The organism is Curtobacterium sp. ISL-83, assembly GCF_018613895.1.
In the GTDB taxonomy this organism is placed as follows: domain Bacteria; phylum Actinomycetota; class Actinomycetes; order Actinomycetales; family Microbacteriaceae; genus Curtobacterium.
Genome location: NZ_JAGGPH010000025.1, coordinates 1 through 11363 on the forward strand (window position 1 = coordinate 1; position 11363 = coordinate 11363).

Below are 11363 nucleotides of genomic sequence, written 5' to 3' on the forward strand. Positions count from 1 at the left end.
CCCGGAACGGCTCCTCGAAGTCGCCACCGAACTCAACGGACGACCACGCAAGACCCTCGGCTACCGAACCCCAGCAGAAGCCTTCGGACAGCTACTGTCAGACCCGAAACAACCACCCGTTGCAACGACCCCTTGAAACCGCCGATCGTCATCAGGGACACACTTCGGAAGCGCCTCACTGACCGCCTACCGAAGCCGTTCTCCAGGCGACAGCCAGGTTTTCTAGGCCACTGGTCACGGGAGCATCGGGTAGAGCGTTTTGTGGCAAGAATGAGGTCGTGACCCACTCAGTTAGCTTCGTGTCCCTGCTGTTTCCCCACGTGACGCAGTTGGACCTCACGGGTCCGGTGCAGCTCTTTTCCCGGCTACCCGGGGCGACCATCGATCTGGCGTGGCATCGGGTCGAGCCGGTCCCCACCGACTCCGGGTTCGCGATCCTGCCCACCACCACGTTCGCTGATGCACCCCAGGCGACGGTCCTGATGGTGCCCGGCGGGCAGGGTGCTTTCGACCTGATGGACGACCCCGTCGCGTTGGACTTCGTTCGGAAACAAGCAGCGAACGCACGCTACGTGACCAGTGTCTGCACGGGCGCTTTCATTCTCGGCGCAGCCGGCCTCCTCATCGGTAAACGAGCCACCACGCATTGGGCTTCGCACCCGCTCCTCACGCTCCTTGGTGCAGTCCCCGAGCAGGCACGCGTGGTCCGTGACGGGAACATCATCACCGGCGGTGGTGTCACCAGCGGCATCGACTTCGCGCTCACGGTGGCAGCGGAGGTGTACGACGAAGCAACCGCGCGCGCCGTGCAACTCACCATGGAGTACGACCCACACCCCCCGTTCGATGCCGGATCCCCGGCGCGACCCGAAGCCGACCAGGAGCAAGTACACCGTGCCCTGACCGATGCCCGCACCCGGCGCGGCCCCGCTATCGAGCGGGCGGCTGCGAAGCTCAACCGCGAATCCCGGTTCGGCGAGGCTGGCTTGTGAGGGCCTGATCGAGGTAGGGGGCTGCATCCACCTGCAGCGACACCGGAGCGCCTTATCGCACGAGAGGGCAATCACTGTTGCGGCGGTGTTCCGCTCTTAAACACGAATCTGCGGCGCTCGCTGCTCCATTGAGATGGCGCGATCTGTACGACCGTCGTCCTGAATACTGCTGGCGAACCCCGCGGGCTCGGCGATTGGCTTGCGGCATGACAGATGAGCGTCCACCGATGAGCGACCAAGACGGCAGCGCTGGCGACGCGAACTACGGAGTGATCGGAGTCGGGTACGCGCAGTACCGACGTCCAGAGCCCGCGTTCACCGCCGCGATCCGAGCGGCGCTCGGCGACGCCCGAACACTCGTAAACGTCGGCGCCGGCGCCGGGTCCTACGAACCGAACGACATGGACGTCACTGCTGTCGAGCCCAGCGCGACCATGCGCGCGCAACGTCCCGCCGGGTCAGTTCCGGCGGTCGACGCAACCGCCGAGGACCTCCCGTTCGACGATGATGCCTTCGACGCTGCGATGGCTTCCTTCACAGTCCACCAGTGGCGCGACCTACCGGCTGGGCTTCGGGAGCTTCGCCGAGTGGCCCGCGGACCGGTCGTGATCCTCACCTGCGACCCGGCGGCGCTGACACGCTCCTGGATCAACGACTACGCACCCGAGGTCATCACCACGGAAGCAAGCAGGTACCCACCGATTGACGCTCTCCGAGACGGTCTCGGCGGAACCGTTTCGGTCGAGACGGTGCCAATCCCGCTCGGGTGCATCGACGGTTTCAGCGAGGCGTACTACGGCCGACCGGAAGCGCTCCTCGACCCTGGCGCGCGGCGCGCGAACTCCGCCTGGAGCTTCGTCGGCCCAGGGGTCGATGCCCGCTTCGAGCGGACGTTACGTGCTGACCTTGAGTCGGGAGCATGGGACGCCCAGCACGGGAGTCTGCGTTCCCAGCCCACGTTCGTTGGGTCGTTGCGCTTGGTCGTGAGTCACCCGTGACGACTGACACGGCGCAGGCGCGGGGGAAGGTGCTGTGGCCGGTCGCGGCATGGTTCTGGGCGCTGCAGTTCGCGGTCTTGAACCCGCTCCTCGCCGTTCTCCTCGTGGCCTTCTACGGCGCGACACCAACCGAGGTTGGCTGGGTCCTCGGTCTCTACAACATCGGCGCGTTCGTCGCGTCTCTAGTCATTCCGGCCCTTGCGGACCGGACCCGCGACTACATCCGCCCGCTCGTGTTCTGCGCTCTCGGCGGGATCGCACTCGTCGCAGTGCTCGCCGTCACGACGTCGTTGCCCGTCGTCGTGCTCGCGCTGATCATCCTCGGCGGCCCGCCAGGGGTCGGGTCCACACTGCTGTTCGCACAGCTCCGCCATGAAGGCGCCCCGCCCGCCCAAGTCATTCGCACCCGCGCGATTGTGTCGTTCGCCTGGGTGATCGGCCCACCCCTGGCGACACTCGTCACCGCCGCCGCCGGCACACCGGCAGCGCTTGCCCTCCTCGCCGGCATCGGAGTGGTCAACGTCGCCACCGCACTGCTGCTCCTCCGCCGCCGCACCACCAGTCCCATCAACGTCGCGGCGGCCCGGCCGCGGCTGCTCGCGCAGCTGCGCGGGTGGAACCGGTGGGGTGTCGTCGCCGCGTTCACCCTCCTGCAGTCGACGAACATCGCCACCGTCACGATCGCGACCCTGTTCGTCTGCCACGACCTGCGCGCCCCAATCGCCTGGGCCGGCATCATCCTCGGCGCTGCCGCCCTCCTCGAGATCCCGGCGCTGCTGCTCCTCGGACGTCTCCAGGAACGCCGTTCTGCTCGGCTCCTCCTCACCGGCGGCTGGGCCTGCGGCGTGGCCTACTACGGCCTCGCCGCGCTCATTCACGAGCCGTGGCAGTTGCTCGCTCTGCAACCCCTCAACGCCTGGTTCTTCGCCACCGTCGCCGGCCTCGGACTGACCGTGTTCCAGGACGTGTTCCCGAGCCCCGGACTCGCGTCGGGACTATTCACGAACACCCGCCGCGCCGGCGCCGTCCTCGCAGGCCTTGTCATTGCCGCGCTCGGCTCCTCCCTCACCCCGTATCGAGCCGTGTACGTCGCCGCGGCGGTGATCGTGCTCGCGGTGCTCATCACCGCAGCGACCCTCCACGTAGCTCGAGGTACGTCGCGTGCTCCAAACCACACGCTAGGTTCGGGCTCGTGACTACCGATCGCGACCACCGAGTAGCGGTGCTCGTCCTCGATGGCGCGAAAGCACTCGACGTCGGGATTGCAGCACACGTGTTCGCAAAGCGCCCGAGCATACCCTACGAAGTCCGCGTCTGCGCAGAGCATGCCGGCACCGTCGACGGCTGGAACGGACTCGCCTACGCCGTCAGCCACGACCTCAACACCCTCACCTGGGCCGACACGATCCTCGTCCCCGGCTACCGCAACCCAGCAGACGTCGCCACACCGCCAGCGATCGTTGACGCCCTGCGAGCAGCGCTCGAACGCGGAGTCCGGATCGCTGCCATCTCGACCGGGGCGTTCACCCTCGCAGCAGCCGGTCTACTCGATGGGCGGCGCGCGACAACGCACTGGCACTACACACACGTGCTCCGCGACCAGTACCCGCAGGTCGACGTCGACGAGCACGTGCTGTTCGTCGACGCCGGGGACGTGCTCACGAGCGCCGGTGCCGCCAGCGGCCTCGACCTCTGCCTCCACCTGATCCGCCGCGACCACGGGGTCGCCCTCGCGAACCACGTCGCGCGCCGTCTCGTCAGCGCCCCTTATCGAAGCGGCGGCCAAGCGCAGTACGTCCCCCGAAGCATCCCCGAACCCCTCGGCGACGTCTTCGCTGCCAGCCGCGCATGGGCAGTCGACCACCTCGCCGCCGACCTCTCGCTCGCCGCCCTCGCCCGCCAAGCGAACGTATCCGGACGCACGTTCTCCCGTCGGTTCGCAGCAGACACCGGTATCACACCGATGCAGTGGGCGCTCCGCGCGCGGATAGACCGCGCTCGGGAACTCCTCGAACGAACCGACCTCTCCATGACCCAGATCGCAGACGCCACGGGACTTCGCTCCGACGCGAACCTCCGACGTCACTTCGGCAGCATCGTCGGCACCTCCCCAACCGCGTACCGAACCGCGTTCAAGGAGTGACACGGTCATCTCGATCGCCGATCCTCCCACCGAGATGATCGTCTCGGTACTCGTCTCGCGGGAAACCGGCCGTCGGCCCGTGGCCGTCTGCAATGCTGGGATGCCTGTGCTCACCAGCTCGAGGGGGAATCTTGACCTTTATCGCGCATCTCAGCGACCCGCATCTCGACGGATCCCCACAAAGGTTGCATCGCCTGCACGCCGTCCTGGCGCAGGTTGCCGACCTTCCCCAGGTTGACGTCGTCCTGGTGAGCGGTGACATCGCGGACCACGGTGAGGCGGCCGAGTACGAGCAGTTCTTTGACACGCTTCCTGGCGACGTTCCGGTCTTGACTGTCCCGGGCAACCACGATCTGACGGCACCCTTCCTGGCCGCGCTGGACAACAAGGGACGGCTGGCGTCCTTGAACACGACTGTGGACGTGCCCGGGCTGCGGCTGATCGGTCTGGACTCGCACATCGACGAAAACGACGAGGGGGAACTCGGCGACGCGGCCCTGGAGCACGCGCGTGAACAGCTCGCCAGCGCTCAGGGACCGGTCGTGCTCGCCCTTCATCATCCACCTGTCGCTGTCGGTCACGAAGTCATGGATCGTTTCGGCCTCACCAACGCGGAGGACCTCGCAGACCTCGTCCACACGCACGAGAACGTCATCGGCATCCTCACCGGGCACGTGCACAGCGCCCTCGCCACTACGTATGCCGGAGTTCCCCTCCTCGGAGCCCCCGGCATCGTGTCGACCATGCGCCTCGGAAGTAAGACCGACCCGATCGCGGACCCCGAAGCCATGCCCGGCCTTGCGATCCATACGATCCGCGGCTCGACCACCAGCACCGTCTTTCATTACCTGAGCCCGTCGGCGTTGTGACCCTGGTGGTCCTGGCCCTGAAAGCGCTGCCTTTCGTCGTGAGCCCTGGCGCGGGGGTGCGGCAGCGGGCGATCAGCCGGCGGCGGCCCTCGACAGACAACGGAGCGTTACGGTGGGACACGGAGCGGGTCCGTGCGGTTAGGGACGGTTGGGTAGCACTCCAATCCTGCCGACAACGGGCCCGCTTTATGGTCCCGCACCGGCGTTTTCAACGTCGGACCCACAACAGTTAGTCAGCCGGCGATGGCGATCATCGCGACGGATGCCAGCGCGAGTCCCATGCCAGCTAATTGATGTGCAACGACGCGTTCCTTGAGGACCACGACCGCGAGGCCGACAGTCGCGGCCGGGTAGAGCGCGATGATGACGCTGATGATGGTCAGCAGACCGTTTTGGAAGGCATAGAGCAGAGCATCGTCAGGTTGGCAACCACGTCGAGCAGTCCGATGCTGACCGCGAGTCGGCCGAGTCGGAACGGCGGCAGTGTTGCCTGCTTTCGAGCGGCCGCGATGACCACGATCTCGCAGGAAGCGACAGCCCTCGCCGCGACGAGCGGCCAGAGACCTGTTCCCGGCGTGATCTGGTGCGTGAACACGAAGCTCAGCGCGAAGAACGTGCCGGCACCGACGGTCAGCCAGGCAACACGGGCCGTGAACCTCCGTTCCTGTTGCAGAGCCCCGCGCGTTTTCGACTCGCGGCTCACCAGCACGACAGCGACGAGTGCGAGCGCGATTCCCACGTACGCAATCACCGGCGGCCGCTCGCCTCCGATGATCCCTACGGCTGCTGGTAGAGCGGCGACGATGATCGCGGTCGTCGGGGACACGATGCTCATCGGCCCGTCCGAGAGCGCCTGGTAGAACCACAACATCGCGAGGGCCATCACAACGCCCGAGGCAGTGCCCCACACGATCGCGTTCGGAGTTGGCGTTCCACCTGCGAACAGCGCAGCGGCAGCGATGACCACAGCGGACACCGGATAGGAGACGAGGACGACGCGGAGCGCTTCGACCTTCCGCGAGGCGACACCGCCTACGAAGTCGCTGACCCCGTAGGCACTCGCGGAGAACAGTGAAAGAACAACAGCCAACACGCGGTCACACCCTCCATGGCGACGGAATCAGCACGGAACGGGGAAGCGGGCGTTCAGAACTGTCACCCACGGTGCATGGCGGACGCGCTATCCCTCCTTCAAGTAGGACGGCCAGTTGCCCTGCACGACGATACCGACCGATGCCCACGCTCCATCCGCCTGCTGTCATAGAGCGACCCACTTCCCCCCCTCGGAACCGGTGCAGCGTTCGGACTTCTCGCGGCAGGGGCCGGTTGCGGAGCCGCTCGCGCTCGGATCGTAGGAGGCTCTGCGGGCGGTGAAGCGCAGGCGCCGCAGAGCCGACGTCCACCGGTGGGCTGCTGCCGGCACTCAGCCCGCGTTCGAATTGAGCAGCCCCCACACCTCGTTTGACGTGTGTTGCGCGTCTGCGAGGAGTTCCGCCGTTCGGGCGAGGGCACGGGCGATGTCGATGTCGAACTGGGCCATTTGCCGGTCAAACTCGTCGTCTTCCAGTCCGTCGAACCTGGTGGGTTTCGGTTCGGTGGGTGTCCACCGCTGTTCGCGGTATCCGGTGGGGAGCTGCAGGTGGCCGACGACGTTGGAGAGTGTTCGGGTGGAAATGGGTTGGTGGGAGTCAACCCAGCCGTGTTGGTCAATGGCCGGCAGGAGCGTTGTGGCGGCGCGCCAGTCGTGATCGAGGCCTTCGTCGCAGTCGTGAATGTCGGCGTAATGCGCTCTGGGGTCGGTGATCGTGCGGATGGCGGCGTGATTGCCACGTTCTGCGGGCCAGACGACGCGGAGCCAGCGGGTGACGGCGCAGGCGAAGCAGGATGCTGGGTCGTCGCCGCGGGGTATCAGGGTGCCGGCGATGGTGAGCGGGACGGGGGTGATGTCCGCCGCGGTGACGTTCCGGACACCGTTGCGGTTGAGGCCGAGGTGGGCGAACAGGACAATGAGGAACGCGTTCCGTCGGGCCCGCAGGATGGGCGCTACGGATGCGCCGTGGCGGACTTTCGGGAGCTGCTGGATGGCTGCTTCGGGGGAGACGTACTCCTCGCCGAGCCGGACCAGGGACGTCGGCGTGGGGATGCTGACGTTGAGGCCGCCGACCGCTTCGCGGAGCCCGTCGAGGTCGAGGGGGACACCAGCTTCCTGATGGTGCAGGCGAACTGCGCGGACGCGGAGTGTGTTCGTCGTGACCCCCGCGGGGAACGCTTGCAGGAACTCGACGAGGGTGTCCGGGGTGGTGGGTTCCTTCGGCTTCTCGAACGCGTCGCACCAGTCCTCGAACAGGGACCAGTGCCGTTCCAGGGTCGCGGCGACCATCAGAGGCCGATTTCGGTGACGGCGTTGTTATCGAGTGGGGTGTCTTCCCGGCCGTAGACCTCGATCATCCGCTCCGTCGTGTGCCAGGACTGTCGCATGATCTGGTGCGGGCTGAGGCCCTTCTTGAGCGCCGAGGTGACGAAGCCGGCGCGGAGGGAGTGCCCGCCGTAGTGTTTCGCGTCGAGGCCCGCGTTCAAGGCGTGGCGGACGATGGCGTCCTGCACGACCTGACCGCTGATGGGGCTGTCGCGGAATATTTTCCCGGCGGTGGAGATGGGGCGGAACAGGGGCATTCGTTTCGGCAGCCGCCGCCACGCTGGCAGTGGGTCGGACCAGTCCACCGGGTTGTCGTCGGTGTGGCCGCGGGCGCAGACGTGCTCATCGGTGGTGAATGTCGCCAGCAGCTTCATCGCCGCCATCCGCGGCCGCGCGGACGAGAGCGCTTCGGTGAGCAGGATCCACCGGGTGAACGCGCACACCGGGCACGTTGCGGGCACTGCACCGTACGGGAGCGCTTTCGTGCGGCCGCGGGCGTGCTGGTCGGTTTTCGACCGGCGAACCCGGACATGCAGGCCGTCGGTTTCGTGCAGGGTGACGTCGCCGATGTTCAGTGCTGCGAGTTCGGAGCGGCGGAACGCCCCAGCGAATCCCATCAGGATGAGGGCAGTGTCCCGGACCCCGTGCACGCCGCGGGGGAACGTCCGCATGTCGATCGTGCCGACCAGGGCCCGGAGTTCCTCGAGGAGCAGCGCCGGCATCCGGCGGAGCTCCCCGCCGTTCGTCCGCCGGAGACCCGCCATCGTCGTCGCCACCTCCGCGCTCTTCGATGGCTTGTCGTAGCCGGCGAGTTCGTGCCATTTGTCGATGGCTGCGAGCCAGCCGTTGAAGGTGTTCGATGCGTACGGCGTGCCGGCGTCGTCCTGCCCGTCGGCCGCGGCCGCTTCGAAGTACGCCGCGACCGTCAGCGGGTGCGCCGGCAGAGAGTCCGCGCCAACGTCGGTGCAGAACGCGACGAACCGGCCCCACTCACGTTGGTACATGCGCCGGGTGCCCTCGGAGATGGCTTCCGCCTGCAGCAGCCGAATCCGGCCGAGCCGTGCCGCCGTGACACCTGCTGGCAACACCGCCGCTTGCGCTGCCGTTGCCAGTGCGGCCTCCGCCGGTACCTGCGCGGCTTCCGCCGGTGCCCACTGCGCCGCGGCGGAGTCCTCAAGCGACCATTCATCGCCCTCCCCTGGCTCAAACGCCACCACGCCGCTGCTCATGGCGTCATGCTCGCACGCCCCATCGAGGTCCGGCGCAGAACTGCCGGTGTTTCGTGAAGCCGTTCGGGTCCGCACATCCGCACCAGGCAGCGCATCGGAGTAGCGCCAGCCGACGATCCGCGATTCACCGTTCAGGAAAACATCTATTGTGCAGAACGGTACGTCGCCACTCTGAAGCGACCGTCCGCTAACACCAACGCCCGCCACCATTCCGACCTTCAACCAGAAAAACCCCGCCGGGACGAAGGAGGACCAACTTCCCGGGCCGGCTTGCGTTGAGCGTGGGTGCGTTCGCCTGCGCCCGCAGGGCCGCCGGTGTTCTTCTGAGCGCATTCGCGGGCCGCGTTCGCGTCGCGCTCGTCTGGACTGTTACGAATCCGTTGTTGCCCCATTGTTCCGATTATGCGATAGTGGGATGCAGCACGAAGCGTAGTAGTGCAGAACCTGATGTGAGGACGCAACGATGACCAAGTGGACCTTCATGCCAGTACCCGAGGACGACCGCAATGAGGTGTCGGACCTCATCGTCCGGAAGCAGAAGGCTCGAGGGGAGCGTCCGTGGCCGAGCCCCGAGGACATCTCGAAGGAGAACCTCCTCGGCAACACCGCCTGGCAGGCAGCGCTCAACGAAATCGAGCCGTGGCCGGAGCGCTCCCTCGCCCAGCTCGCCGAAGGCGCCTCCATCACCACCCAGCGGTGGACCATCGCCATGGACTTCTGCGCCAAACACCCCGGGCAGCGGTTCTCCACCAGCGAGATTGCCGAGAACACGGACCTCACCGTCAACGAGTGGCGCGACGCGTGCCGGAAGCTCACCGCCCACCTCCGCGCCAACTACACCGGCTTGCCCATGTGGGAGCGCGGCTCTTACGCCGGCGAGGCGATGTGGCCGCTCGCGAACGCCAGCGGCCGCGACCTCGGCGCCGAACCCCAGGTGTACTGGGGCATCACCGAAGAACAGGCCCGCCGCTGGCGGAACATCCGCGGAGAACTCTGACTCACCACTCCCCCTACCTCGAACGCCTCGCACCGCTGCTCTCCTCAGCAGTGCGAGGCGTTCCGTCGTACGACGACGGGGAAGTCGTCGCTGGCCGTTACGTCCGCCGCATATGTGACATGTATGACCGCAGAAACCAACCCCGCCCCGGAAGCCATCGCACCGGACCCCACCGAGCTCGAGCCCACTCCCATCGAACCGGCAGAGCGAACCGAGAGCATCGCAGTTCCCGCGGAAGGAAAGAGGAAGGTCGCACGGAAGCCGAAGAAGCCGGTACCGCCAGATTTCGCTCGGCCCGTCGGCCCCGCACTCATCTGGCTCATCGTCGGGTTCCTCGCCTACCCCGTGTTCGGCCTCCGCGCAACGCTGCTCATCATCGCGTTCGCCGCTGCTGCACTCGTGTCCGGCCTGACCGTGTTCATCTGGGACACCGGCATCTACCGCCGGAAGTACCGCCGGTACGAGCGGCGCCTCGCGAACTGGAACAAGCGCAACGCCCGCAACGAGGTCTGACGCCGCAGCGGACCGGGTAGCGACGCCCACTCCCCCACCGCCGCGTAGGTGCCCGGTCCGCGCATAGGAACAGCATGACGACGTCGCCGCCCATCATCGCGCTCACCGACCCGGGGAAGAGTAAGCACCTCCGCCTCCGCGAAAGCGTCGGTGCCGCCCCGATGCAGGTCGCCTACGCTGACCTCCGCGCCGCGACCGCCACCGAACAGCGGGAATTCCGCCGTGTGGGCGCCGAACGGTTCGTCGAAGTCCTCGAGCGCGGCTTCGGCAACCTGGACAAAACCTACATCGTCCAGCACCAGATCCGCACCATCACGGACATGCCTGCTCCCCCAACGTCGAAGCGTGCCGCGCCGCCGACTGCGAAGCACGCCACGCAGCCCACGGGACGCCAGCGAGGCCGGCGATAGCGGACCTCGGCAACGGTCCGCTTGGCCGGCCGGGCCTTCTCCCCTTGGGGCGCTCGCAGGCGACGCTGTCGCGTGCCGAGACGCGCGACGACGCGCCGCGACAAGAGTCCCCCGTCTGGACCGCCGTCATCGCACCGATGCAGACTCCCACGCTGGGGCGCGACAAGAAGCCCCCGGAACGCCGGAAAAGGCTAGTTATCCACAGGGTGAGGCCCTATTGGACGGCCGCGACAAGAGTCCCCACCGTTGCGGGCGTGCTGCGACGCCCCGAACGGGACTCTCCTCGCGCTTTCACGGGACTCTGCTCGCGCTCTGCGGGACTCTTGTCGCGACCGCAGCCTCATCTGATAGCCCTGCATCGGCACCAGCAAGCCGAACCACCGGGCTGTTGCTAACTCCGCATGTAGTTAACCCTGTAGATCAACCTGTAGAAACTGGTTCGTACCAACGTAACCACAGAGGCGAGCTCGCGCGAAAACATGGCCGAGTCCAACCCTGCAGGGAGCACAGACATTCGACGTCTACGACGTCGGCGAACGTCTGCAACGCGCTCTCAGAGGCGCTGTGCGCCCCTTCTCGCCGCCGAACCCCGGTAGGAAGCGTCCGGTCTGCACGCGAAGGCCCGACGAGGGCTCTGAGCGGCAAAACCGCCCCGAGCAGCGAAGGGATTCTTCTCGCGCCCGAATCCGGAGGGATTCTTGTCGCGCGAAGGGACTCTACTCGCGCCGGATGAGTCACCTCGCGTCGGAGCGGCCTGCGCAGTACTGACGGTGGGGCCCAGCCGGTTCCGCGCGAC

The 11363-nt window shown here is 67.0% G+C and carries 11 protein-coding genes; 8 read left to right on the forward strand and 3 right to left on the reverse strand.

Annotated elements, in window-relative coordinates; translation table 11 throughout:
* Positions 1–278: 278 nt before the first annotated feature.
* From J7E22_RS16775 to J7E22_RS16795, 5 genes are all read left to right on the forward strand, one after another.
* Positions 279–992, forward strand: coding sequence for a DJ-1/PfpI family protein (locus J7E22_RS16775; protein WP_214982984.1), 714 nt, complete (start codon positions 279–281; stop codon positions 990–992).
* Positions 993–1219: 227 nt separating this feature from the next.
* Entirely contained in the window at positions 1220–1990 is a 771-nt protein-coding gene (locus J7E22_RS16780) for a class I SAM-dependent methyltransferase (protein WP_214982985.1), read from the forward strand.
* Entirely contained in the window at positions 1987–3186 is a 1200-nt protein-coding gene (locus J7E22_RS16785) for an MFS transporter (RefSeq protein ID WP_214982986.1), read from the forward strand. Before J7E22_RS16780 ends, J7E22_RS16785 begins: the two co-directional genes overlap by 4 nt.
* Positions 3183–4133 (forward strand): DJ-1/PfpI family protein, encoded by a 951-nt coding sequence (locus J7E22_RS16790; protein ID WP_308159293.1) that lies wholly within the window; start codon positions 3183–3185, stop codon positions 4131–4133. The genes J7E22_RS16785 and J7E22_RS16790 overlap by 4 nt, the downstream gene beginning before the upstream one ends.
* 131 nt (positions 4134–4264) lie before the next feature.
* Positions 4265–5002, forward strand: a complete 738-nt coding sequence (locus tag J7E22_RS16795) for a metallophosphoesterase (protein WP_214982987.1) — start codon at positions 4265–4267, stop codon at positions 5000–5002.
* 379 nt (positions 5003–5381) lie between these two features.
* Here the strand turns inward: J7E22_RS16795 and J7E22_RS16800 are convergent, their stop codons facing one another.
* From J7E22_RS16800 to J7E22_RS16810, 3 genes are all read right to left on the reverse strand, one after another.
* Positions 5382–6095, reverse strand: a complete 714-nt coding sequence (locus tag J7E22_RS16800) for an EamA family transporter (RefSeq protein ID WP_214982988.1) — start codon at positions 6093–6095, stop codon at positions 5382–5384.
* A gap of 330 nt (positions 6096–6425) precedes the next feature.
* Positions 6426–7382 (reverse strand): hypothetical protein, encoded by a 957-nt coding sequence (locus tag J7E22_RS16805; protein WP_214982989.1) that lies wholly within the window; start codon positions 7380–7382, stop codon positions 6426–6428.
* Entirely contained in the window at positions 7382–8869 is a 1488-nt protein-coding gene (locus J7E22_RS16810; protein WP_214982990.1) for a site-specific integrase, read from the reverse strand. Before J7E22_RS16810 ends, J7E22_RS16805 begins: the two co-directional genes overlap by 1 nt.
* A gap of 241 nt (positions 8870–9110) precedes the next feature.
* Between J7E22_RS16810 and J7E22_RS16815 the strand changes: the two genes are divergently transcribed.
* From J7E22_RS16815 to J7E22_RS16825, 3 genes are all read left to right on the forward strand, one after another.
* Positions 9111–9644 carry a hypothetical protein gene (locus tag J7E22_RS16815; protein WP_214982991.1) on the forward strand — a complete coding sequence of 178 codons (534 nt, stop codon included), beginning with the start codon at positions 9111–9113 and terminating at the stop codon, positions 9642–9644.
* A 123-nt stretch (positions 9645–9767) separates the two neighbouring features.
* Positions 9768–10157, forward strand: coding sequence for a hypothetical protein (locus J7E22_RS16820; protein WP_214982992.1), 390 nt, complete (start codon positions 9768–9770; stop codon positions 10155–10157).
* Positions 10158–10231: 74 nt separating this feature from the next.
* Positions 10232–10567 (forward strand): hypothetical protein, encoded by a 336-nt coding sequence (locus J7E22_RS16825; RefSeq protein WP_214982993.1) that lies wholly within the window; start codon positions 10232–10234, stop codon positions 10565–10567.
* The last annotated feature ends 796 nt before the right edge of the window (positions 10568–11363 follow it).

Coding starts and splice junctions, on each gene's coding strand:
- J7E22_RS16815 (WP_214982991.1), top strand. CDS start 9,111: ATGACCAAGTGGACCTTCATGCCAGTACCCGAGGACGACCGCAATGAG.
- J7E22_RS16825 (WP_214982993.1), top strand. CDS start 10,232: ATGACGACGTCGCCGCCCATCATCGCGCTCACCGACCCGGGGAAGAGT.
- J7E22_RS16820 (WP_214982992.1), top strand. CDS start 9,768: ATGACCGCAGAAACCAACCCCGCCCCGGAAGCCATCGCACCGGACCCC.
- J7E22_RS16780 (WP_214982985.1), top strand. CDS start 1,220: ATGAGCGACCAAGACGGCAGCGCTGGCGACGCGAACTACGGAGTGATC.
- J7E22_RS16805 (WP_214982989.1), bottom strand. CDS start 7,382: ATGGTCGCCGCGACCCTGGAACGGCACTGGTCCCTGTTCGAGGACTGG.